11 protein-coding genes and 1 pseudogene are annotated in these 24,401 nt (G+C 71.9%); 7 read left to right on the top strand and 5 right to left on the bottom strand.

The annotated features are described in order from the left end of the window. Window positions 1–2 precede the first annotated feature (2 nt). On the bottom strand, window positions 3–1,202 hold the full coding sequence (metK, locus tag LNW72_RS27050) for a methionine adenosyltransferase (RefSeq protein WP_250977739.1): 1,200 nt from the start codon (window positions 1,200–1,202) through the stop codon (window positions 3–5). Between the two features lie 211 nt (window positions 1,203–1,413). Here metK and LNW72_RS27045 point away from each other — a divergent pair, with 211 nt between their 5' ends. Next, window positions 1,414–1,980, top strand: coding sequence for a hypothetical protein (locus LNW72_RS27045; protein WP_164293354.1), 567 nt, complete (start codon window positions 1,414–1,416; stop codon window positions 1,978–1,980). A 207-nt stretch (window positions 1,981–2,187) separates the two neighbouring features. On the opposite strand, the gene LNW72_RS27040 is transcribed toward LNW72_RS27045, so the two are convergent. Together LNW72_RS27040 and LNW72_RS27035 are read right to left on the bottom strand one after the other, a co-directional pair. Then, entirely contained in the window at window positions 2,188–2,439 is a 252-nt protein-coding gene (locus LNW72_RS27040) for an acyl-CoA carboxylase epsilon subunit (protein WP_250977738.1), read from the bottom strand. Window positions 2,440–2,444: 5 nt separating this feature from the next. Next, complete coding sequence (locus LNW72_RS27035; RefSeq protein WP_250977737.1) at window positions 2,445–4,073, bottom strand: acyl-CoA carboxylase subunit beta; 1,629 nt, start codon at window positions 4,071–4,073, stop codon at window positions 2,445–2,447. 294 nt (window positions 4,074–4,367) lie between these two features. On the opposite strand from LNW72_RS27035, the gene LNW72_RS27030 reads away from it, so the two are divergent. From LNW72_RS27030 to LNW72_RS27005, 6 genes and pseudogenes are all read left to right on the top strand, one after another. After that, window positions 4,368–5,261 carry an ACP S-malonyltransferase gene (locus LNW72_RS27030; protein WP_250977736.1) on the top strand — a complete coding sequence of 298 codons (894 nt, stop codon included), beginning with the start codon at window positions 4,368–4,370 and terminating at the stop codon, window positions 5,259–5,261. A gap of 1 nt (window position 5,262) precedes the next feature. Beyond that, the gene (locus LNW72_RS27025; RefSeq protein ID WP_250977735.1) at window positions 5,263–6,948 is read left to right on the top strand and encodes an AMP-binding protein; all 1,686 of its coding nucleotides are present in this window, start codon (window positions 5,263–5,265) and stop codon (window positions 6,946–6,948) included. Window positions 6,949–6,970: 22 nt separating this feature from the next. Then, complete coding sequence (locus tag LNW72_RS27020) at window positions 6,971–8,503, top strand: AMP-binding protein (RefSeq protein WP_374117425.1); 1,533 nt, start codon at window positions 6,971–6,973, stop codon at window positions 8,501–8,503. Further along, complete coding sequence (locus tag LNW72_RS27015; protein ID WP_250977733.1) at window positions 8,500–9,774, top strand: type III PLP-dependent enzyme; 1,275 nt, start codon at window positions 8,500–8,502, stop codon at window positions 9,772–9,774. The genes LNW72_RS27020 and LNW72_RS27015 overlap by 4 nt, the downstream gene beginning before the upstream one ends. Further along, window positions 9,774–20,630, top strand: a pseudogene (locus LNW72_RS27010) (type I polyketide synthase); the annotation flags it as partial. The gene LNW72_RS27015 and the pseudogene LNW72_RS27010, both read left to right, overlap by 1 nt. 67 nt (window positions 20,631–20,697) lie before the next feature. After that, on the top strand, window positions 20,698–22,833 hold the full coding sequence (locus tag LNW72_RS27005) for a condensation domain-containing protein (RefSeq protein ID WP_250977731.1): 2,136 nt from the start codon (window positions 20,698–20,700) through the stop codon (window positions 22,831–22,833). Between the two features lie 66 nt (window positions 22,834–22,899). Here LNW72_RS27005 and LNW72_RS27000 read toward each other — a convergent pair whose 3' ends face one another. After that, a complete protein-coding gene (locus LNW72_RS27000; RefSeq protein WP_250977730.1) occupies window positions 22,900–23,355 on the bottom strand; it encodes a VOC family protein in 456 nt (151 codons plus the stop codon). Between the two features lie 51 nt (window positions 23,356–23,406). After that, the gene (locus LNW72_RS26995) at window positions 23,407–24,309 is read right to left on the bottom strand and encodes a proline iminopeptidase-family hydrolase (protein WP_250977729.1); all 903 of its coding nucleotides are present in this window, start codon (window positions 24,307–24,309) and stop codon (window positions 23,407–23,409) included. Window positions 24,310–24,401: the final 92 nt, after the last annotated feature.

Genomic DNA, 24,401 nt, shown 5'->3' with positions numbered 1-24,401 from the left:
TGTCAGAGACCGGCGGCCTGGCGGAGTTTGGCCGCCCGGTCGGTGGACTCCCAGGTGAAGTCGGCGTCCGTCCGGCCGAAGTGGCCGTAGGCGGCGGTCTGCGCGTAGATGGGCCGCAGCAGGTCGAGGTCGCGCACGATGGCGGCCGGGCGCAGGTCGAAGACCTGGCTGACGGCGTCCTGGATGCGGGCCACGGGGATGGTCTCGGTGCCGAACGTCTCGACGAACAGCCCGACGGGGGCGGCCTTGCCGATGGCGTAGGCGACCTGGACCTCGCAGCGCGTCGCCAGATCGGCGGCGACGACGTTCTTGGCGACCCAGCGCATCGCGTAGGCGGCCGAACGGTCCACCTTGGACGGGTCCTTGCCGGAGAACGCGCCGCCACCGTGCCGGGCCATCCCGCCGTACGTATCGACGATGATCTTCCGGCCGGTCAGCCCCGCGTCACCCATCGGACCACCCACCTCGAACCGCCCGGTCGGGTTGACGAGCAACCGGTAGCCCTCCGTCGACAGGGTGAGGCCGAGGGCTTCGAGCTCCGGCTCCACGACGAACTCCCGGATGTCCGGGGCCAGCAGGGAGTCCAGGCTGATGTCGGGCGCGTGCTGGCTGGAGATCACGACGGTGTCGAGGCGGACGGCCTTGCTGCCGTCGTACTCGATGGTGACCTGGGTCTTGCCGTCCGGGCGCAGATACGCCAGCCGGCCGCTCTTGCGGACCGCGGAGAGCCGGCGGGAGAGGCGGTGGGCGAGGGCGATAGGCAGCGGCATCAGCTCGGGCGTGTCGTCGCACGCGTACCCGAACATCAGGCCCTGGTCACCGGCGCCCTGACGGTCGAGGTCGTCCTCGCCGCCCTCCACCCGCGACTCGTACGCCGCGTCGACGCCCTGCGCGATGTCCGGGGACTGCGCACCGATGGAGACCGACACACCGCACGAAGCCCCGTCGAATCCCTTCGCGGACGAGTCGTACCCGATATCCAGCACCGTCTGCCGCACGATCGCCGGAATATCGGCGTACGCGGACGTGGTGACCTCGCCGGCAATGTGCACCTGACCGGTCGTGATCAGGGTTTCGACAGCGACCCGGGCGGTGCGGTCCTGCCCGAGGAGTGCGTCGAGTACGGAGTCACTGATCTGGTCGGCGATTTTGTCGGGGTGTCCCTCGGTAACCGATTCCGACGTGAAAAGGCGGCGGGCCATGGATTCCTCCAGATGCGTATCCAACGCTCCGGTGGACCGTGGAGCGATATCCACGAGAGCGTGCGATCGGCTCCTTGCGGACGGCTAAAGCGAAACCTGTGCACGGCCCGCCCAACGGGGGTAGCCTTTTTTGACGCCCTTGCGGGCCGTGGATCGCTTTAGGGGCGCTTTAGTCCCACCTGTCGCAATGGATGCGAGAAAGGAGCTATCCATGACCCGCTACCTCATCAGCTTCCTCCCGTGGATCGCCTATGCCTTCGTCGCCACAAGCGATGACTGGCGCAAGGGTGCACTGGTCGGGCTCGGGATCGCCACAGTGGTGATCTGGCGCGATCGCAAGTCCGGCAAGAACTGGGACGAGATGGTGATCGAGACCAGCGCGTTCGTGTTCTTCGCGGGGATCGCCTGGCTGTCCTACGCGCAACCGGACTCGGATCTGGTCCGTTACGGGCCGGCTCTTGTCGACGCGTGGCTCGCCCTCACCGCCTGGGGCTCGCTGCTCATCCGTCGGCCGTTCACCCTCGGCATCGCACGCAAACTCGTACCGGAGAAGGTCGCCCGCACGGAGGCGTTCTACCGGACCAACGCCGTCATCACGCAGGTGTGGGGGCTCGCCTTCGCGGCCGCCGCCGTCGTGCTGGCCTTCATCATCCGCGCCGACGCGCACGCGACGACACCCATGATCGTCGTCAAGGTCGCCAGCTTCGTGATCCCCGTGCTCTTCACGATCCGCTACCCGAAGGCCGTCGCCGCGCGCCGCGCGCACCAGACGGCCTGACCCCAACCCGCGCCAACGCTCCCCCCACCGTCCCACCGCCTCAGTGAGTGAGGCGGTGGGTTCAGTGTTGCCCCGGTTCGGTACTGCGTCGCTGCCCGGCTCCGCCCACGGCGGCCACGGGGGACATGACCGTGCGGCGGCCACGGTGACATGACCGTGCCCCGGATCCTCAGCGGATCCGGGGCACAGGCGGAAGGTTGGTGTCGGTCAGCCGTAGGCCCAGGCGCCCGGCGGGCTGTAGCCATCGGGGGTCCAGCGCGGCGGCCGGCTGCTCTGCCCGCCCCGTCCGCCCTGGTCGTCGTCGGCCACGGCCTTCTGCCGGAGGACGGCGAGGAGGGCCACCGTCGCGGCGGCCACCTGTTCGTCGTCCGGCTCGCCGCGGACGAACTGGATGAGCAGTTCGTCGGCGCCCACATCTGCTGCCGGCTCTTCCGCGGCCGGTGCGCTCGGTGTCGTCATGGCCGTCACACCGGCGGGTTTCCGTGCTTGCGGGACGGGAGCGTGGCGTGCTTCGTGCGGAGCATCGCCAGCGAGCGGATCAGCACCGAACGGGTCTCCGCGGGGTCGATGACGTCGTCGACAAGACCGCGCTCCGCCGCGTAGTAGGGGTGCATCAGTTCCTCCTGGTACTGCTTGATGCGCTCGGCGCGGACCGCGTCCGGGTCGTCGGCCGCGGCGATCTCGCGCCGGAAGACGACGTTGGCGGCGCCCTCCGCGCCCATGACCGCGATCTCGTTGGTCGGCCAGGCGAAGGACAGGTCGGTGCCGATGGACCGCGAGTCCATGACGATGTACGAACCGCCGTAGGCCTTGCGGAGGATGACCTGGATCCGCGGCACGGTGGCGTTGCAGTACGCGTACAGCAGCTTCGCGCCGTGCCGGATGATGCCGCCGTGCTCCTGCGCGCTGCCGGGCAGGAAGCCCGGCACGTCGACGAGGGTGACCAGCGGAATGCTGAACGAGTCGCACATCTGGACGAACCGCGCGGCCTTTTCCGAGGCGTTGATGTCCAGGACGCCCGCCAGGGACGCCGGCTGGTTCGCCACGATGCCGACCACCTGGCCGTCCAGCCGCGCCAGCGCGCAGACGATGTTGGTGGCCCAGGCGGCGTGCACCTCGAAGAAGTCGCCGTCGTCGACGATCTCCTCGATCACCGGCCGGATGTCGTAGGCGCGGGTGGCGTCGGCCGGCACCAGTTCCAGCAGCGACTCGTTGCGGCGGTCGGCCGGGTCGGCCGTGGTGACGGCCGGCGGCAGTTCCCGGTTGTTCGAGGGCAGCAGCGAGAGCAGGTAGCGGACTTCGGCGAGGCACTCGGCCTCGTCCTCGTAGACGAACTGGGCCGCGCCGGAGACGGACGCGTGCACGTCGGCGCCGCCGAGCTGGTCGTGGGAGATCTTCTCGCCGGTGACGGCCTGCACCACGTCGGGCCCGGTGATGTACATCTGCGAGGTGCCGCGCACCATGAAGACGAAGTCGGTGAGGGCCGGGGAGTAGGTGGCGCCGCCCGCGCACGGGCCGAGCATCACGCTGATCTGCGGGATGACGCCCGACGAGCGGACGTTGCGGCGGAAGATGCCGCCGTAGCCGGCGAGCGCGGTGACGCCTTCCTGGATGCGGGCCCCGGCGCCGTCGCTGAGGCTGACCAGGGGTGCGCCGGCCGATTCTGCCAGGTCCATCACCTTGTGGATCTTCTCGGCGTGGGCCTCGCCCAGCGAGCCGCCGAAGATCCGGAAGTCATGGGCGTAGACGAAGACCGTGCGGCCCATGACCTCGCCCCAGCCGGTCACCACACCGTCGGTGTAGGGGCGCTTGTTCTCCAGCCCGAAGCCGGTGGCACGGTGCCGGCGCAGCGGTTCGATCTCGGTGAACGTGCCCTCGTCGAAGAGCAGTTCCAGCCGTTCGTGAACGGTCAGTTTGCCCTTGGCCCACTGCTGTTCCGTCGCGCGCGGCCCCGGTCCGTCCCTGACCGTCTGTTTGACCAGGTTGAGCAGCGCGACCCGGGACCTCGGGTCCTGCCGCGGTGGCGGGAGCTGTCCCGTCACCGGGGCCAGCGTCTGCGGCCCGGTCGAGGTGATGTCCTCGGCAATGGTCATGGTTCGGTTCACCCATCCACTCGGTCAGGTCCACTCGGTCAGGCGATTGCAGCGATTGATGAAACAGCCTGAACCTCATTGAAGCCGCGGCGTCGAAGCAGGTGCCACAGCATCGACCCCCTACCCTCCGGCAGCCCACCCCTATTCCCTGTCCGGTATGGGTGTTGCTAAGGGGAGCGGGCGGGGAGACATAGGGGTTACTCCCCCTTGCGACAGCCCGTAGAAAAGACCGGACGAGGCCAGTTCGCGACAAGGCGGGTTTCAGCGATGACTACGGCAATGGTGTTTCCAGGAATGGGTCCCACCCGTTTCTCCGACCTGGGCAGGTTTCTGCTTCTGAATACCTTTGCCCGCGATCTCCTGCCGATCGCCGACGAGGCCCTGGGCTACTCGGTGTTCGACCGGTTCCGTGAGTCCGGCGAGGATTATTCGGAGGCGGCGCAGGTCGCCTTCATGGTCGCCTCGACGGCGCTCGCCCAGTGGGCCCGCGCCGAGCTGGGCGCCGAGGCCGGGATCTGCGCGGGGCCCAGTTTCGGCGAGAAGCCGCTGATGGCGTTCTGCGGTGCGCTGGACTTCCCCGACGCGGTGGTGATGACGGCCCGGCTGGCCCGTTGCACCGCCGACTACTTCGCCACCGAGCACCGGGACGTGGTCACCCAGTCCTTCGTCCGGGCTCCCGTCGACGGGCTGCGCGAGCTGCTCGCCGGGATGGACGAGCGGGGCGAGTGGTACGACCTGTCCTGCCGCCTCGACAAGGGCTTCGAGATGATCTCGCTGCGCGAGGAGCATCTGGAGGCGTTCACCGGCCGGCTGCGGAAGATCGGTTCGCTGCCGCTGTACGCGATGCGCCCGCCGATGCACTCCTCGCTCTTCACCGGGCTGCGTGACCGGGCCGCCGTCGAGGTCATCGACGCCCTGCCGCTGCGCGACCCCGAACTGCCGGTGCTCGCCGACCAGGACGGCCGGCTCATCGACACCGCCGAGGGGCTCAGGACGATGCTCCGGGACCACTTCGTGCAGCCGGTGGACTGGCCGGCGGTCCTCGCCGAGCTGGGCAGGCGCGGGGTGACGCGGCTGGTGGTGGCCGGCCCCGACGCCCTGTTCAGCCGGGTGGAGTGCGCGGTGCGCCACTTCGACGTCGTCCTGGCCGATCCGAAGCACGCGATGCGTCCCAAGGCAGGCGTCTGACATGAGCGTGATCACGGAGACGGGATCGACGACGACGGCGGCGGAAGCCACCGGACCGACGGCGGCCGCCCTGGACCACACCCTGCACGGCCGGTTCCTGCGCGGCCTCGCGATCGCCCCCGACCGTCCCGCCTTCCGGGTCGGCGGCCGGGACGTCAGCTACACCGAGGCCCACGACAGCGCGCTGGCCTGGGCGGGCGCCCTCCGTGACGCGGCTCCCGCCGGGACGCACGGCCCGCGCGTCGTCGCCATCCTGGCCACCAAGACCCCCGAGGCCTACATCGGACTGCTGGCCGCCCTCTACCTGGGCGCCGTGGCGGTCCCGGTGAACCCGGACTTCCCCGCCGCCCGCAACCGTTCGATCCTGACGGCGGCCGGCGTCGACGCGGTGATCACCGACCGGCGCGGACTGGCCGCCCTCGACGCCCTGACGGCGGACTGGGACGACCGGACCGCCGCGGACGGCCCGCTGCTCGTCCTCGTCCCGGGCGCGGAACCGCGCCCGGACCTCATCACGGCCACCCCGCAGGAGACCGCCCTCGCGGCGCCGCTGCCGGCCGGTGCCGAGGACACCGCGTACATCCTGTTCACGTCCGGCTCGACCGGCCGCCCGAAGGGCGTGCCCACCAGCCACCGCGCGGCCGACAGCTACTTCCGCACGCTGGACGCGCGGTACGGCTTCGGCCCCGACGACGTGTTCTCGCAGACCTTCGACCTGACCTTCGACTGCGCCATGTTCGACCTGTTCTGCGCCTGGGGCGCGGGCGGCTGTGTCGTCCCGATCCCCATGCAGGCGTACCGGAACCTGCCGGAGTTCCTGGCCGAGCAGCGGATGACGGTGTGGTTCTCGACCCCGGGCGGCATCGCGCTGGCCCGCCGCACCGGCGCCCTGTCGCCGGGCGCGCTGCCCGGGCTGCGCTGGAGCCTGTTCGCGGGCGAGCCGCTGCACCGGCAGGACGCGGAGGACTGGCTGCGGGCCGCGCCGCACTCCGTGGTGGAGAACCTGTACGGGCCGACGGAGCTGACGATCACCGTGACCGCGCACCGGCTGTCCCCCTCGACCCCCGACGAGCGATACGTCAACGGCGTCGTCCCGATCGGCCCGGTGCACGACTCCCTCCGCCAGCTGCTGCTCGCCCCGGACGGATCGGTGGACACCGGAACCGACGCCGGCGGGAGCGAGAGCCGGACGGACGCCGGTGAGGGCGAACTGTGCATCACCGGGCCGCAGATGTTCTCGGGCTACCTCGACCCGGCCGAGGACGCGGGCCGTTTCCTGGAGCACGACGGGCGGCGCTGGTACCGGACCGGGGACCGCGTACGCCGGTACCCGGACGGCGAGATCGCCTACGTGGGACGGGCCGACGACCAGGTGCAGGTGCAGGGCTGGCGGGTGGAGCTCTCCGAGGTCAGCCACAGCGTGCGCCGGCTGCCGGGGGTCGAGGACGCCGTCACGGTGGCCGCGGCCGTCGGCGGCAGCCACGAACTCGTCACGTTCTACACCGGTGAGCCCGCCGCATCGGCCGACCTGGCCCGCCGGTTGACCGCGGACCTGCCCAAGGCGATGGTCCCCCGGCTCTTCCAGCATCTGGAGGAGTTCCCGATGAACCCCAACCGGAAGATCGACCGGTCCACTCTCAGGTCCCGCGCCGAGGCGCTGCTGGACCGCGGCCGGATCCGCAGCTGACAAGGAGATGACCGTGACCATCGTGGACACCGTGAGCGACCACACCGACCGCGTCGCCGACACCCGGCGGCTGCTGCACGAACTGCTGGACACGACGGCGGCCCTGCGGCCCCGGAACATCGCCGTACGCGACTCCAGGGACGCCTGGACCTGGGAGGACCTGGTCCAGCAGAGCCACAGCGTCGCCGGCTGGCTGCGTGAGCAGGGGGTGGGCCCGGGCGACCGTATCGTCGTCCGGCTGCCGAACGTCCGCGAGATGGTGGCGCTGCTCTACGCCGCCTCCCGTGTCGGGGCGGCCCTCGTGCCGATCAGCGCGGAGATGAAGGAGTTCCACCTCAGGGCCGTCATCGCCAACTGCGAGCCCCGGGTGGTCGTGGTCGTGGACGGGCTGGCCGAGGGCGTCCAGGCGCTCACGGAGGTGCCCGTGCACGAGGTGGGCGCCGTCTGGGCCGCCGCCACCGGCACCGAGGTGCGCGTCACGTCCGAGGCGACGTCGGTCGACTCCCCCGCCGTCCTCATCTACACCTCGGGCAGCACCGCCACCCCGAAGGGCATCGTCTGCCCGCACGCGCAGATGTCCTTCGCCGCCGACGCCATCAACCAGGTGCTCGGCTACCGCGCGGACGACGTCGTCTTCTGCCGCGTCCCGCTCTCCTTCGACTACGGCCTGTTCCAGGTACTGCTGACCTGCCTGTCCGGCGCCGAACTCGTCCTCGCGGACGGGGAGGCCGACCCCAAGCTGCACATCCTGATCCGCGAGACCGGCGCGACGATCCTGCCGCTCGTCCCGTCGCTCGGCGGCCCGCTGATCCGGCTCGCCGAGCGCGACCCGCGCCCCACCAAGCTGCGGATGTTCACCAGCACCGGCGCGGCCCTGGAGCAGCGGATCATCGACGGGCTGTGGCGCTGCTTCCCCGACGCCCGCGTCGTGCGGATGTACGGCATCTCCGAGTGCAAGCGGATCACCGTCATGCCGCCCGACGAGGACCGCACCCGGCCCGGCTCGTCCGGCCGCCCGCTCCCGGGCACCCAGGTGACCATCCTCGACGAGGAGGGCAACGAGGTCCCGGCCGGCGGCAGCGGCGAGATCACCGTCACCGGACCGAACGTCATGGCCGGCTACTGGCGGCTGCCCGAGATCACCGCCCGTACCTTCCGCACCGACCCGGAGACGGGCGTCACCCGCCTGCACACCGGTGACTACGGTTCGCTGGACGCGGACGGCTATCTGTATTTCGAGGGCCGCCGCGACGACATGTTCAAGCGCAAGGGCATGCGGGTCAGCACCATCGAGATCGAAGCCGCCGCCATGGACATCCCGGGGGTGCGGAACGCCGCCGCCCTCAAGCCGACCGCCGACCGCGACCTGCTGCTGTTCGTGGCCGCCGACCTGCCGCCGCAGACCGTACTGCGCGAGCTGGCGCAGCGGCTCGAGGCCGTCAAGGTCCCGTCGCTGTGCAAGGTCATCGACGACTTCCCGCTGACCGCCAACGGCAAGAACGCCAAGCAGCAGCTCGAGGCGCTGCTCGTAGCGGAAGAGCTGGCCGCCGGATGACCATCACCGAGGCCACGGCCGTCGTGAGCGACGAAGAGCTGGTCGCGCGCTACGGATCACCGCTCTACGTCTACGACCTGGACCGCGTCATCGCCGCCCGCGACGCTCTGCGGGCCGCCCTGCCGGAGCAGTTCACCCTCTTCTACTCCCTGAAGGCCAACCCGCACCCCGGGCTGGTCCGCGCCCTCGGCGAGGGCGACGGGGCGTGCCGCGCCGAGGTGTGCTCGACCGGCGAGCTGGCGTCCGCGCTCGAAGCCGGTCACCGCGCCGACCGGATCCTCTACTCCGGTCCCGGCAAGACGGCGGAGGAGATCTCCGCCGCGCTGACCGCGGGCGTCCGCACCTTCTCCGTCGAGTCGCTCGGCGACCTGCAACGGCTGGGCGCGCGGGCGGTGCTCCACGGCACCACCGCCGACGCCCTGATCCGCGTCAACAGCGCGGCGGCCGCCGCCACCACCAGCATCCGGATGACCGGTACGCCCTCCCAGTTCGGCTTCGACGCGGAAGGTCTCTCCGACCTGCTGCCGGAGATCCGCGCGGTGGAGGGGATCCGGGTCGCGGGCGCGCACTTCTTCCCGCTCAGCAACTCCAAGGACGAGGCGAGTCTCATCGCCGAGTTCCAGGAGACCATCCGCGGCGCGGCCCGCCTGGAGGCCGAACTCGGCACACCGCTGCGCCTGTTGGACATCGGCGGGGGGTTCGCCGCCCCGTACTCGGTGCCCGGCGGCCGGCCCGTCTACGGGAATCTGCGCGCCGCACTGGAGCAGACCCTCGACGAGCACTTCCCGCGCTGGCGGCAGGGCGTCCCGGAGATCGCCTGCGAGTCGGGGCGCTATCTGGTCGGCGACAGCGGCCGGCTGCTGACCACGGTCACCAACGTCAAGCAGAGCCGCGGCCGGACCTTCGCGGTGCTGGACGCGGGCATCAACACCCTCGGCGGCATGGCCGGTCTGGGGCGGCTGCTGCCGCTCTCGGTCGAGCCGAAGGCCGGCGGGCGGGACGGTGAGGATGAAGAGGAGGAGACCGTCGTCACCCTCGCCGGACCGCTGTGCACCCCCGGTGACCTGCTCTCCCGCTCCGCCCGCATGCCCCTCCCGCGGCCCGGCGACGTGATCGCCGTACCCAACGTGGGCGCGTACGGGCCCACCGCGAGCCTGCTGCTGTTCCTCGGCCGTCCCGCGCCGGCCGAAATCCTGCTCAGAGCCGGTGAAGTGACGTCGGCATCGCGCCTGATCTCTTCCCGCGCAGAAATCGACACTGGAGTTCAGTGATGAGCGAGTCCGCATCCCACGAGTCCACCGCAGACGGCTCCGCCGTCGATCCGGCCGACCGGGCCGAGCTGGTCGATCTGGCCGAACTGGCCGGCCTGGCCGAGGCGGAGCAGTACCGACGCCTTCTCGCGGTGGTCCGAAGGGAGGCGGAAGCGGCGCTGCGCAAGGCCGGTCGGGAGGGACAGTTCCCGCTCGACCTGTCGCAGCCGTTCCTGCAGCTCGGCTTCGACTCGCTGGCCGTCGTCGATCTGCACCGCCGGCTCAGCGACGCGACGGGGCTCGACCTGCCGATCACCATCGCCTTCGACCACCCGACGCCGACCGCGCTGGCCAGGCAGCTGATGTGGGAGGCCTTCGGCGTCCGGTTCGACGGCCGTACAGGAGCCGATTCACCGGCCGCCGTTCCCTCTTCGGCCGCCGGCTCCGGCTCCGGCTCCGGCTCCGCATTCGACGAGCCGATCGCGATCGTCGGCATGGCGTGCCGCTACCCGGGTGGCATCAGCTCACCCGAGCAGCTGTGGGACCTGGTCGTGTCGGGCCGGGACGCCATCGGCACCCTGCCCACCGATCGCGGCTGGGACGTGGAGGGCCTCTACGACCCGGACCCGGACGCGCCCGGCAAGACGTACACGCGGGAGGGCGGCTTCCTCTACGGAGCGGCCGAGTTCGATGCCGACTTCTTCGGCATCAGCCCGCGCGAGGCCGCCTCCATGGACCCGCAACAGCGCCTCACCCTGGAGACCTCCTGGGAGGCGTTCGAGCGGGCCGGCATCGACCCGGCCGGGCTGCGCGGATCGGCGACCGGCGTCTTCGTCGGGGCCGAACCGCAGGAGTACGGACCCCGGCTGCACCAGGCGCCCGAGGGCTACGAGGGATATCTGCTCACCGGCAGCGCCACCAGCGTCATCTCCGGGCGCGTCGCCTACACCCTGGGCCTGGAGGGCCCGACGCTGACGGTCGACACCGCGTGCTCCGCGTCGCTCGTCGCCCTGCACCTCGCGGTCCAGTCGCTGCGCGCCGGCGAGTGCTCGCTCGCGCTCGCGAGCGGCGTCGCCGTGATGTCCAGCCCCGGCGCCTTCACCGCGTTCAGCCGGCAGCGCGGACTCGCGCCCGACGGACACTGCAAGCCGTTCGCCGAGGCCGCCGACGGAACGTGCTGGGGCGAGGGCGTCGGTGTCCTCGTCGTCGAGCGGCTCTCCGACGCGCGACGCAACGGCCACCGCGTGCTGGCGGTCGTGCGCAGCAGCGCGATCAACCAGGACGGCGCGAGCAACGGCCTCACCGCCCCCAACGGCCCCTCCCAGCAGCGCCTCATCCAGCAGGCCCTGGCGAGCGGCGGCCTCACCGCCGCGGAAGTGGACGCCGTCGAGGCGCACGGCACCGGAACGAAGCTCGGCGACCCGATCGAGGCACAGGCCCTGATCGCCACGTACGGGCAGGGGCACGACGCCGAACACCCGCTGTGGCTGGGCTCGGTGAAGTCCAACATCGGGCACACGGCCGCCGCCGCGGGCGTCGCGGGCATCATCAAGATGGTGCAGGCGATGCGCCACGAGACGCTGCCGCCCACCCTCAATGTCGATACACCGACACCGCACGTGGACTGGTCGGCAGGCTCGGTTGAGCTGTTGACGGAGGCGCAGCCGTGGCCGGTGCGGGAGCGTCCGCGCCGTGCGGGTGTCTCGTCCTTCGGCATCAGCGGGACGAACGCGCATGTGATCGTGGAAGAGGCCCCGGCTGAGGTCGTGGCGGAGGTTGTCGCCGCTGTCGAGCTTCCAGTGGTGCCGTGGGTGCTGTCGGGTAAGACGCCGGAGGCGTTGCAGGCTCAGGCGGTCCGGTTGCGGGAGTTCGTGCTGGCCGATGCGGGTCTGGATCCGGTGTCGGTGGGTTCGGCGTTGGCGACGACGCGTGCGGGCTTCGCTCATCGTGTGGGGGTGGTGGCGGCGGACCGTGAGGGCCTGCTGGCCGCTCTGGGAGCGGTCGTTGAGGGCGAGGCCAAGACCGCGGTGGCCGGCGCGGGTGATCTGGCGTTCCTCTTCACCGGGCAGGGCAGCCAGCGGGCCGGGATGGGACGCGAGCTCTACGCCGCCTTCCCGGTGTTCGCGGAGGCGCTGGACGCCGTCGCGGAAGCGTTCGACGAGCACCTGGACCGTCCGCTGCTGGACGTGCTGTTCGCCGACGATGATCGTCTGAACGAGACGGGCTACACCCAGCCCGCCCTCTTCGCGCTGGAAGTCGCGCTGTTCCGGCTGCTCACGTCGTGGGGTATCCGGCCGCAGGTGCTGGCGGGTCACTCCATCGGTGAGCTGGCCGCAGCGCACGTCGCGGGGGTGTGGTCGCTGGAGGACGCGGCGCTGCTGGTTGCGGCGCGTGGCCGGCTGATGCAGCAGCTCCCCTCCGGTGGTGCGATGGCGGCGATCCAGGCCACCGAGGCCGAAGTCCTGCCGCAGCTGACCGACAGGGTAGGAATCGCGGCCGTCAACGGGCCCACCTCCATCGTCGTCTCCGGTGACGAAGACGCCGTGGCTGCCGTGATCGCGCACTTCGACGCTCTGGGACGGAAGACCAAGCGGCTGACCGTCAGCCACGCCTTCCACTCCGTTCACATGGAGGCGATGCTCGACGAGTTCCGGCGCTTCGCCTACATCTTGGAGTACGCGGCACCGTCCATCCCGATCGTGTCGACGCTGACCGGGCAGGCCGCGACCACCGAGGAGCTGACCGACCCCGAGTACTGGGTCCGGCACGTGCGCGAAGCCGTGCGCTTCGCCGACGCCGTCACCACCCTCCAGAGCCAGGGCGTCACCACGTTCCTGGAGCTCGGACCGGACGCGGTGCTCACCGCCATGGGTGCCGAGAGCGTCACCGACGCCGTCCTCATCGCGACGCAGCGCCGCAGCCAGGACGAGGCGCTGGCCCTCGTGTCGTCCGTCGTCGACCTGCACACGCAGGGCACCGAGGTCGACTGGCGGGCCTTCTTCGGCACCGGCGCCGCCACCCCGCTGCTGGATCTGCCCACCTACGCCTTCCAGCGGGAGCGCTACTGGCTGGACGACGTGTCCGGTTCCGCCGACCCCTCGGCCCTCGGGATCGAGGCCACCGCGCATCCGCTGCTCGGCGCCGTCGTCGCGGTGGCCGGCTCCGACCGGCTGGTGCTCACCGGCCGGCTGTCGCTGCAGACGCACCCCTGGCTCGCGGACCACGCGGTGGGCGACACCGCGCTGCTCCCCGGCACCGGCTTCGTCGAGCTGGCCGTCCAGGCCGGCGACCGCGTCGGCTGCCCCGTGCTGGAGGAGCTGACGCTCCAGGCGCCACTGCTGCTCGACGGTTCCGGCGCGGTCGAATTCCAGCTGGTCGTGGAGGAACCCGGCCAGGACGGCAAGCGGCCGCTGGGCATCTTCTCCCGCTCCTCCGGGACGGACGACTCCCTCTGGACGCAGCATGCCGAAGGCCTGCTGCGGTCCGAGGACGCGACTGCCGCCGCCCCGCCGGCCGACCACGCATGGCCGCCCGCCGGCGCCCGGACCATCGAGGTCGAGGGCGCCTACGACCGGATGCGCGACCAGGGATACGGCTACGGCCCGTCCTTCCAGGGCCTGCGCGCCGCCTGGCGGCTGGGCGAGGAGGTCTTCGCGGAGGTCGCCCTGCCCGAGGGTGTCGACGCCACCGGCTACGCCCTGCACCCCGCCCTTCTCGACGCCGCCCTGCACGCCATCGGCATCGACCGGCCCAGTGAGAACGCCGAGCTCCCTTTCGCCTGGACCGACGTCGTCCTGCACGCCTCCGGCGCGACCGCCCTCCGGGTCCGCGTCACCCCGGCCGGCTCCGGCTACTCGCTGCGCCTGTCCGACGTTCAGGGCGGCCCGGTCGCCGACGTCGGGGCGCTGGTGCTGCGCCCGGTCGTGGCCGCCGAGTTGACGGCCTCCCAGGCTGCGGGTATGCGGGACCTCTACCACGTGGAATGGTCCGTGCCCCGGTCCGCCGGGACGGAATCCGCCGGTGAGACGGTGCTGGTGCGTGTGCCTACGCAGGTCGAGCCGATCGAGGCACTGACGGCCGTACTCGCCGAACTGCAAACCTTGTTGGCCGTCGATGACGACCGGCGGTTGGTGGTGGTGACGCGGGGTGCGGTGGCTGTTCTGCCGGGTGAGGACGTTGCGGAGCTGGGTCAGGCGGCGGTGTGGGGTCTGATCCGTTCCGCGCAGTCGGAGCACCCGGGTCGCATCGTCCTGTTGGACTCCGACACCGATGAGATCCCTGAGGCTGTGCTGGTCTCGGGTGAGCCTGAACTGGCGCTTCGTGGGGGGGAGATCCTCGTCCCGCGCTTGGCCCGTACGGTGCCGGCTGCTGCTGGTGATGCGGTGGTGTGGCGTACGGATGGCACGGTGCTGATCACCGGTGGTACCGGTGGTCTGGGTGCGCTGCTGGCCCGGCACCTGGTCACCGCGTACGGGATCCGTGATCTGCTGCTGACCAGCCGCCGCGGTCCCGACGCCCCCGGCGCCACCGAACTCACCACAGAACTCGAGCGGTTGGGTGCGACGGTGACGGTCGCCGCGTGTGACGTCTCCGACCGGGACGCGCTGGCGGCGCTCCTGGACGGGGTGGCCCTGACCGCCGTCGTCCACACGGCGGGTGTGTTGCGTGATGCGACGTTCGCCGCACTCACCCCGCAGCACCTGGCGGAAGTCCTGGCGCCGAAGGCAGACGCCGCCCGGCACCTGCACGAACTGACCGCCCATCTCACTCTCGACGCGTTCGTGCTGTTCTCGTCCGCTGCCGCCACGTTCGACGGCACCGGACAGGGCAACTACGCCGCCGCCAACGCCTACCTCGACGCCCTCGCCACCCACCGCCGCACCCAAGGACTCCCCGCCACCTCCCTCGGCTGGGGCCTATGGGCACCCGAAACCGGCGGAATGGGCGCAGGACTCTCGGCGAAGGACGTGGAGCGGGCCGCGCGTGCCGGGACCCCGGCGCACAGCGCCGCCGCAGGTCTGGCGATGTTCGACGCGGCCTGGGGCGGGGAGTACGCCCACGTGCTGGCACTGCGGCTGGAGTCCGGCGCCCTCGGGCGCCGGGCGGCCGCCGACGGTGTGCCCGCGGTGCTGCGCGGCCTGGTCCGAACCCCGGCCCGGCTCGCCGCCGCCTCGGGATCGGCGGGCGGCGACTCGTTGCAGGAGCAGCTCGGCCGTCTGCCGGCGGCGGAGCAGGAGCGCTTCCTGCTCTCGCTGGTCCGTACGCAGGTCGCGGCCGCGCTCGGTCACTCCGGGCCGGACGCGGTCGATCCCGCGCGCGGCTTCGGCACGCTGGGCTTCGACTCCCTCGCGGCCGTCGAACTCCGCAACCGGCTCGGCACGGCCACCGGCCTGCGGCTGCCCGCGACCCTCACCTTCGACTACCCGAACGCCACCACCCTCGCCCGCTACCTGCGGGAGAAGCTCGTCGGCGACGAGACCGGCGGGGCCACCTCCTCCGCTGCCGCCGCCGTTGTCGCTGCCCGGCAGTCGACGGACGACGACCCGATCGCGATCGTCGGCATGTCCTGCCGCTTCCCGGGCGGGGTGCGCAGTCCCGAGGGGCTGTGGGACCTGCTTGCCGCGGGCCGGGACGCCATCGCGGACTTCCCCGAGGACCGCGGCCCGAGCTGGTACGACGCCTACGACCCCGACCCGGCTGCCATCGGCAAGACGTACTCCAAGGAAGGCGCGTTCCTCGACGACGCGGGCCGGTTCGACGCCGACTTCTTCGGCATCAGCCCGCGCGAGGCCCTGGCGACCGACCCCCAGCAGCGGCTGCTGCTGGAGGCGTCGTGGGAGGCGTTCGAGCGCGCCGGGATCGACCCGGAGAGCCTGCAGGGCACTTCGACCGGGGTGTTCGCGGGCGTCATGTACCACGACTTCGCGCCCCGCCTCCGTGACGTGCCCGAGGAGCTCGCGGGCTACCTCGGAAACGGCGGCCTCGGCAGCGTCGTCTCCGGCCGGGTCTCGTACGCCCTGGGCCTGGAGGGCCCCGCGCTGACGGTCGACACCGCCTGCTCGTCCTCCCTCGTCGCCGTCCACCTGGCCGGCCAGGCGCTGCGCGCCGGCGAGTGCTCGCTGGCGCTGGCGGGTGGCGTCACCGTGATGACCACCCCGGATACCTTTGTCGACTTCAGCCGCCAGCGCGGCCTCGCCGCCGACGGCCGGTGCAAGCCGTTCGCGGAGGCGGCGGACGGTACGGGCTGGGGCGAGGGCGTCGGCGTCCTCGTCCTGGAGAAGCTCAGCGACGCGCGGCGCAACGGCCACCGCGTCCTGGCCGTCGTCCGCGGCAGCGCGATCAACCAGGACGGCGCCAGCAGCCAGCTGACCGCCCCCAACGGCCCCGCCCAGCAGCGCGTGATCCGCCAAGCCCTGGCCGCCGGTTCACTCACCACGGGTGACGTCGACGTCGTCGAGGGCCACGGCACGGGCACCCGGCTGGGCGACCCCATCGAGGCGCAGGCGCTGCTGGCGACGTACGGGCAGGAGCGGGCGGACGGTCAGCCGCTGTGGCTCGGCTCGGTCAAGTCCAACCTTGGCCACACGCAGGCCGCCGCCGGTGTCGCGGGCATCATCAAGATGGTGCTGGCGATGCGCCACGAGGAACTGCCCCGCACGCTCGGCGTCGACACTCCCAGCTCGCACGTGGACTGGAGTGCCGGTGACGTCGAGCTGCTGACCGAGGCCCAGCCGTGGCCGGTGCGGGAGCGCCCGCGCCGTGCGGGTGTCTCGTCCTTCGGCATCAGCGGAACGAACGCCCACGTCATTGTGGAAGAGGCCCCCGCAGAGGTCTCGACGGAACAGGCTGCGGCCGCTGCACTGCCCGTAGTGCCGTGGGTGCTGTCCGGCAAGACGCCCGACGCCGTCCAGGCCCAGGCCGCCCGGCTCCGCGACTTCGTCCTCGCCGATCCGGAGCTGGACCCGGCGGCGATCGGATCCGCCCTGGCCACCACACGTGCGGCCTTCACCCACCGCGCTGGCGTCGTCGCCCCTGACCGCGACGGCCTACTGGCCGGACTGACCACGCTCGCCGAAGGTGGCACCGCGGCTGGAGCGGTGCGCGGAACGGCCGGTTCCGGCCCGTTGGGATTCCTCTTCACCGGGCAGGGCAGTCAGCGGGCGGGGATGGGGCGTGAGCTGTACGCCGCCTTCCCCGTCTTCGCCTCAGCGCTGGACGATGTGGTGGCCGCGTTCGGCGATCAGCTGGAACTGCCGCTGCTGGATGTGCTGTTCGGTGACGACGGCCGGTTGAACGAGACGGGCTTCACGCAGCCTGCTCTGTTCGCTCTGGAAGTGGCGCTGTTCCGGCTGCTGGAGTCCTTCGGGGTCCGGCCGCAGGTGCTGGCCGGTCACTCCATCGGTGAGTTGGCCGCCGCGCACGTTGCCGGTGTCTGGTCGCTGGAGGACGCGGCGCTGCTGGTTGCCGCTCGTGGCCGGCTGATGCAGCAGCTCCCTGCCGGTGGTGCGATGGCCGCGATCCAGGCCACCGAGGCCGAAGTCCTGCCGCAGCTCACCGAGAAGGTCGGCATCGCGGCCGTCAACGGACCCACCTCCATCGTCGTCTCCGGCGACGAAGACGCCGTAGCCGCCGTCATCGCGCACTTCGACGGCATCGGACGGAAGACCAAGCGCCTCACCGTCAGCCACGCCTTCCACTCCCTCCACATGCAGCCGATGCTGGAAGAGTTCCGGGCGATAGCGGCCGGACTCACCTACAGCGCACCCGCCATCCCGATCGTCTCGACGCTCACCGGACAGGCCGCCACCACTGAGGAGTTGACCGACCCCACCTACTGGGTCCGCCACGTCCGCGAAGCCGTCCGCTTCGCCGACGCCGTCACCACCCTCCAGGACCAGGGCGTCAGCACCTTCCTGGAGCTCGGCCCGGACGCCGTCCTCACCGCCATGGGCGCCGACAGCGCCACCGAAACCACCACCCTGATCCCCGCCCTCCGCCGTGACCACAACGAAGCGCAGATCTTCGTCACCTCCCTCGCGACCCTCCACACCCGAGGCGTCCCCGTCTCCTGGCCGGCCTTCTTCGGCACCGGGCGAACCCGCGTCGACCTCCCCACCTACGCCTTCCAGCACCAGCACTACTGGCTCGCCGACAGCGCCGTCTCCACCGGCGACCCCTCCGGGCTCGGCCAGGGCACCACCACCCACCCGCTCCTCACCGCGGCGATCACCCTCCCCGACACCGACGGACTGCTGTTCACCGGCCGGCTCTCGCTGGCCACCCACCCGTGGCTCGCGGACCACGCCGTCAACGGCACCGTCATCGTCCCCGGCGCAGCGCTCGCCGACCTCGCCATCCACACCGGCGACCACACCCACACCAGCACGCTGCAGGAGCTCACCCTTTTCGCGCCTGTCGTCGTTCCGCAGACCGGTGCCATCCATCTGCGGGTCAGGATCGGCGGGGTGGAGGAGCGGACGCTGTCGGTGTTCTCGCGCGCCGAGGGTGCGGCGGAGGACGAGCCCTGGACGCGGCACGCGGACGGGCTGCTCACCTCGCACGCTGCCGAGCCCGGCTTCGACCTGGTGCAGTGGCCGCCGGCCGGGGCCGAGGCCGTGGCGGTCGACGGGCTGTACGGGACGATGGCCGCGAGCGGCCTGGAGTACGGGCCGACGTTCCAGGGGCTGCGCGCCGCCTGGAAGGTCGGCGACGAGGTCTTCGCCGAGGTCGCACTGCCGGAGGGCACCGACACGAACGGGTTCGGGCTGCATCCGGCGCTGCTCGACGCGGCGCTGCACGGCATCGGGTTGTCCGGGGCCGACAGCGGAGTGGCCGAGCTGCCGTTCGCCTGGTCCGACGTCGCCCTCTACGCGACCGGCGCCACCGCGCTGCGCGTACGGATCGCCCCGGCGGGTTCGGGCTACGCCCTGGACCTGGCCGATGCGCAGGGCGCTCCGGTCGCGTCCGTCGGGATGCTCGCCCTGCGTCCGGTGAACACGGGCGAGTTGGCGGCGGCCCAAGCCGCCCAGGCCCGGGATCTGTACGAGATCCAGTGGTCCGCGGTGGATGCGGATCCGGCAGCTACGGCAACTACGGCAGCGGAGAACACGAACGCCGTCGACGAGAGCGCGCTGCTGCGCGTCGTGTCGCGGGCCGATGCCCGGTCCACGGTCGTCGACGTGCTCGCGCAGGTGCAGGGTTGGCTGGCGGACGACGCCCACGCCGGTTCCGACGGCCGGCTGGTCGTCGTCACCCGGGGCGCGGTCGCCGCGCTTCCCGGGGAGGACGTCACCGACCTCGCGCAGGCCGCCGTGCACGGGCTCGTCAGGGCCGCGCAGGCGGAGCACCCGGACCGTCTCGTCCTCGTCGACACCGACGCGGAGGCCGGCACCGGTCAGATACCCGCCACCGTGCTCACCGCCGACGAGCCGGAACTGGCCGTCCGCAATTCCCAGGTGTACGCCCCGCGGCTGGCCCGTTCGGCGCCGTCCGCCGAGGCGACCCCTTGGCGTACGGACGGCAGCGTCCTGATCACCGGCGGCACCGGAGGACTGGGCGCGCTCACCGCCCGCCACCTGGTCGCCGAGCACGGAGTCCGCGACCTCCTGCTCACCAGCAGGCGCGGACAAGACGCTCCGGGAGCAGCCGAACTCGCGGCAGAACTCACCGCAGCGGGCGCCACCGTCACCATCGCCGCCTGCGACGTCTCCGACCGGGACGCCCTCGCGGAACTCCTGCACGACCTCCCGTTGACCGCCGTGATCCACACCGCGGGTGTCGTGGACGACGGGACCGTGGAGTCCCTCACTCCCGGCCAGGTGGGCACGGTGTTCGGCCCGAAGGCCGAGGCCGCGCGCCATCTGCACGAGCTGACCGCGCACCTCACCCTCGACGCGTTCGTGCTCTTCTCGTCGACGGCCGCCACCTTCGACGGCACGGGCCAGGCCAACTACGCGGCCGCCAACGCCTATCTCGACGCCCTGGCCACCCACCGCCGTACGCACAACCTGGCCGCGACCTCGCTCGCCTGGGGCCTGTGGGCCCCCGAATCGGGCGGCATGGGGGCGGATCTGACGCAGGCGGACGTGGACAGGGTGGCGCGCGGCGGTGCGCTGGCGCTGGGGCGCCAGGCGGGTCTCGCGCTGCTCGACGCGGCGCTGGCCGGCGGGAAGGCCCATCTGCTGCCGGTGCCCTTCTCCACGGCGGCGCTGGAGGCGCGGGCTGGGAGCCAGGGCCTGCCGGCCATCCTGCGGGGGCTCGTCAGGGCACCCGCGGCACGGCGCGGCACCGTACAGGCCGCTACGGGCGCCGCGGCCGCGGAGAGTCTGAAGGACCGGCTGCTCAAGCTCCCGCCGGCGGAACGTACGCCGGTGGTGCTGGACCTCGTGCGGTCCCAAGTGGCCGCCGTGCTCGGGCACTCCGGGGTGGACGCCGTCGATCCGGCGCGCGGCTTCGGCGGGCTGGGCTTCGACTCGCTCGCCGCCGTCGAGTTCCGCAACCGGCTCACGCCGGCGACCGGGCTGCGCCTTCCCGCGACGCTGATCTTCGACTACCCGACCTCCGAGGCCCTCGCCGAGTACATCCGCGAGCAGCTGGCACCGGCGCCGTCGGGCCCGGCGGCGCTGCGGGCCCTGGAGGCCGAACTGGCGGACCTGGAAGACCGGTTGGTCACCACGACCGACAACGGCGATGTGGACGAGCAGGACCACACCCGGGTCACCGACAGCCTGCGGGCCCTGGTGGCCCGCTGGACGGCGCTGCGCGCCGGAGCCGCGGAGGCGGCGGCGTCCGCCGCGGCGGACGAGGCGGAACTGGCCTCGGCCGACGCGGACCAGCTCTTCGACATTCTCGACAGCGAGTTCGAACCTCTCGACTGACCCGGCCGGCGCCGATGCCGGCGCACCCCCGTATGACCCGCATGACTCGTCTGAGGAGAGATCCGACATGGTTGTTCAGGACCCCGCGCCGATGGCGGCCACCCGTAAGGAGACGGACCTTTGGCTGCTGGAGCGGCTGGTACCGGGATCGGGCGTCAACAACCTGTCCCTGACCTTCGACGTGGACGGTGAGATCGACTCCGCGGCGCTGTCCCGGGCGCTGACCCTGGTGGTGCGCAAGTACGACATCCTGCGCACCGTCTTCCGCACCTCCGAGACCGACCTCACCAAGGAGGTGCTGGCGGCCGACGCGATCACCTCGATCGATGTCACCTCGGTCGACGTCACCGAGGACGGACTCCAGACCGCCGTCGAGGCGTTCGTCGCGGAGCCGTTCGCCCTGGACGGGAGCCCGCTCGTCAGGGCGGCCCGCTTCCGGCGGGCGGGCGGCGCCGGCGATGTGGTGAGCGTCGCGCTCCACCACCTCGTCTTCGACGCGATGTCGACCGTCACCCTGCTCGGTGAGCTGATCAGCGCCTACCAGGCGCCCGACACGTACGCCACCGACCCGGTCGCCGCGGTCGTCGAGGCGGAGCCGTCCGAGGAGAGCGTCGACTTCTGGCGCGACCAGCTCCGCGGTTTCCGCGGCGCGGACGACGGCCTCTGGTACGGGAATCCGGCCTCGGCCACCCCGGACCTGGCGGGCGACACCCTGCAGTACCCGCTGTCGGACGACGCCCTCGCCGTGGTCGGCCGCCTGCAGCGCGAGCTGCGCGCGCCGGAGGCCGTGATCCTGCTGGCCGCCTACTACCTGCTGCTCGCGCAGCACGGCGCGGGCTCGGACATCGTCGTCGGTTCGCCCGTCAGCGTGCGCCCGCCGGGTCACGAGGGCGCCATCGGCTACCACGTGAACGTGCTGCCGCTGCGGGTGCGGATGGATCCGGCCAAGCCGTTCAAGCGGCTGGTGAACCGGGCCCGCGCGGTGTTCCTGGAGAGCCTCGGCGAGCCGGGGGTGACCGCCGAGTCCGTACTGGACGAGGTGCGGGACGGCGGCTCCTCGTCCTGGCGGAACTCGCTCTTCAACCACCTGTTCAACTACGTGCCGGGCGGCACCTCGGGAACGTTCGAGGTGGCCGGACACCCGGCGAGGATCCGCGGGGTGGAGAACGGCTTCAGCAAGTTCGACCTGGAGTTCTTCTTCATGCCGGAGCCGGAGGCGGCGAAGACCACGATCCGCGCCGTGTTCCGCACCCAGGTCTTCTCCCCGGCCGACGTGCAGCTGCTGCTCGCCCGCTACGACGCCCTGCTGTGCACCCTCGGCGACCAACTGGACCGGCCGATCGGGGAGATCTCCGGCTGGAGCGCGGCCGACCACGCCGCGGTCCTGGCCGGCCACCGGGACGGCCTGCCCGAGGCCCTCCTCGGCCCGTCCGTCGCGCCGTTCTCCCGCTACGCGAAGCTCGCCGCCAAGGCCGACAGCGCGGCCCTGACCCGGGCCTTCGTGGCCGCCCCCGACGGGACGGAGCTGCCGGTGGGCGTCCGCGGCGAGCTCTGCCTCGCCGACGAGGACGTCACCCGCACCGGTGACGTGGCCCGCTGGCTTCCCGACGGCCGGATCGAGATCCTCGGCCGGCTGGACCGCCGGGTGACCGTGCAGGGGCTCGCCCTCGGCCTGGAGGACGTCGACGCCGCGCTGCTCGCGCACCCCGCCGTCGACGCCGCCGTGACGGTCGCCGCGGGCGGGGTCCTCGTCTCCTTCGTCGCCACCGCCGGCGGTACCGGGGCCGGACCCGGCCTGCTGGAGCAGCTCTGGAAGCAGGTGCGCACCGACCTTCCCGGTCCGGCGGAGCCGGCCCGCATCATCGTCACCGAGGGGCTTCCGACCGTGAACGGCGCCCCTGACCTGCAGGGCCTGCGGCTGCGTGCCGAGGAGCTGCTGCGCACCGAGGCAGCGCCCGAGCCGGTGGACACCACCGAGCTGACCCGTGCGCTGATCGCGCTGTGGAAGCAGTTCCTCAAGCGCGAGGACCTGGACGCGGACTCCGGCTTCTTCACCAGCGGCGGCCACTCGCTGCTCGCCGTCCAGCTGCTGCAGCGCGTCAAGCGCACCACCGGTATCCAGGTGAAGATCCGGCTGGCCGACCTGTTCGCGCACCCGACCCCGGAGAAGCTCAGCGCGTACATCTCCAGCAAGAAGGCCTAACGGGTCGCACGACGACGAGGGGGCTCGTACCGGCTGATTCATCCGGTACGAGCCCCTCTGTCGCGCCTACGCGACGCAGAACTCATTGCCCTCGGGGTCCTGGAGGGTGACCCCGTAGTGGTCCAGGCCGTCCTGCGACAGGACGCGGACCTTCGTGGCGCCGGCGGCCACCAGCCGTTCGGCCTCGGCGTTCACCCGGGAGGTGCGGGTCTCCAGCGGGACGTCCCGGCCGCCGCCGACCTTCAGGTCCAGATGCAGCCGGTTCTTGATCGTCTTGGCTTCCGGCACGATCTGGAAGAAGATGCGGGGCCCGGCGCCCGTCGGGTCGACGAGCGAGTCGGCGCAGCTGTTGGACGGGTCGCCGAGCTCGTCCTCGGGCACCCCGATGCTGATCCAGTACGCCCGCCAGGTCGCGAACCCGGCGGGCGGTTCCTCCTCGCGGTACCCCAGGGCGGTCGCCCAGAAGGGGACCAGCACGGCGGGGTCGGCACAGTCGATGCTGATCTGCAGAGTGGTGGTCATGCCTCCATCGTGCCCGCAGGGACTGACAGTCCGGCCGCGCCGTCCCGCTCGTCAGCCGACCTCGGCCAGCCAGGCCTTCATGACGGTGTCGAAGCGCTCGGGCTCCTCGACGTGCGGCATGTGGCTGGACTGCTCGAAGAGCTCCCAGCGGGCGCCGGGGATGTGGTCGAGGAACGGCTGGATGGTCGCGGGGGTGGCCTCGTCGTACGCGCCCGAGATGATCAGGGCCGGGACGGCGACGGCCGGCAGCCGGTCGATGACCGTCCAGTCCTTCAGGGTGCCGATGACGTGGAAGTCGTTGGGGCCGTTCATGGTGCCGTAGACCGTCGGGTCGCTCTGCAGCTCCAGGAGCGTGGCGGCGACCTCGCGCGGCAGCGGGTTCGCCCGGCAGACGTGCCGCTGGTAGAAGGCGTAGACGGAGCGCTGGTAGTCCGGGTGGTCGAAGTCCTCGGTGGCCTCGTGGCGGCGCAGGGTGTCGCGGTGCACCGGCGGCATCGCGTCCTTGAGCCCCTCGCACGCCGCGCGCCACAGCGGCATGGAGGCCGGGGAGTTGGCGATGACGAGGCCGCGCAGGCCTGCGGGGCGGCGGACGGCGTGCTCCGCGCCCAGCATGCCGCCCCAGGACTGGCCGAACAGCAGGTAGTCGTCGGCGATGCCGAGGTGGGCGAGGAGGTTGTCCAGCTCGTCGAGGAAGAGGTCGACGGTCCAGAAGCCGGCGCCGCGGTCGGGCAGCCGGGTGGAGCCACCGTTGCCGATCTGGTCGTAGTGGATCACCGGACGGCCGGTGGACGCGGCGAGTTCGGTCATCCGCAGCAGGTAGTCGTGGGTGGATCCGGGGCCGCCGTGCGCGATGACCAGCGGGGTGCGCCCGGTGTGCAGATCGCCGGTGACCCGGTACCAGGTGCGGTGGCCGCGGAAGGGGGCGGTGCCCTTCTGGGTGGGGGCGGGGAACATCGTGGAGTACCTCACGTCTCGGCTCGGCGGTGACTCGGGAGGGGAGCGATGGCTCGGGAGGGGAAAGCGGAACGGGCGGGAAACGACACCGG

It is taken from the genome of Streptomyces sp. RKAG293, assembly GCF_023701745.1.
Lineage (GTDB): Bacteria > Actinomycetota > Actinomycetes > Streptomycetales > Streptomycetaceae > Actinacidiphila.
The sequence above is the reverse complement of the archived record's forward strand: the minus strand, read 5'-3'. Positions and strand labels throughout refer to the sequence as shown.

Bases quoted from the DNA above. Each gene is read 5' to 3' on its own strand.
- metK (WP_250977739.1), bottom strand. From the start codon at position 1,202: ATGGCCCGCCGCCTTTTCACGTCGGAATCGGTTACCGAGGGACACCCC.
- LNW72_RS27045 (WP_164293354.1), top strand. From the start codon at position 1,414: ATGACCCGCTACCTCATCAGCTTCCTCCCGTGGATCGCCTATGCCTTC.
- LNW72_RS27040 (WP_250977738.1), bottom strand. From the start codon at position 2,439: ATGACGACACCGAGCGCACCGGCCGCGGAAGAGCCGGCAGCAGATGTG.
- LNW72_RS27035 (WP_250977737.1), bottom strand. From the start codon at position 4,073: ATGACCATTGCCGAGGACATCACCTCGACCGGGCCGCAGACGCTGGCC.
- LNW72_RS27030 (WP_250977736.1), top strand. From the start codon at position 4,368: ATGGGTCCCACCCGTTTCTCCGACCTGGGCAGGTTTCTGCTTCTGAAT.
- LNW72_RS27025 (WP_250977735.1), top strand. From the start codon at position 5,263: ATGAGCGTGATCACGGAGACGGGATCGACGACGACGGCGGCGGAAGCC.
- LNW72_RS27015 (WP_250977733.1), top strand. From the start codon at position 8,500: ATGACCATCACCGAGGCCACGGCCGTCGTGAGCGACGAAGAGCTGGTC.
- LNW72_RS27005 (WP_250977731.1), top strand. From the start codon at position 20,698: ATGGTTGTTCAGGACCCCGCGCCGATGGCGGCCACCCGTAAGGAGACG.
- LNW72_RS27000 (WP_250977730.1), bottom strand. From the start codon at position 23,355: ATGACCACCACTCTGCAGATCAGCATCGACTGTGCCGACCCCGCCGTG.
- LNW72_RS26995 (WP_250977729.1), bottom strand. From the start codon at position 24,309: ATGTTCCCCGCCCCCACCCAGAAGGGCACCGCCCCCTTCCGCGGCCAC.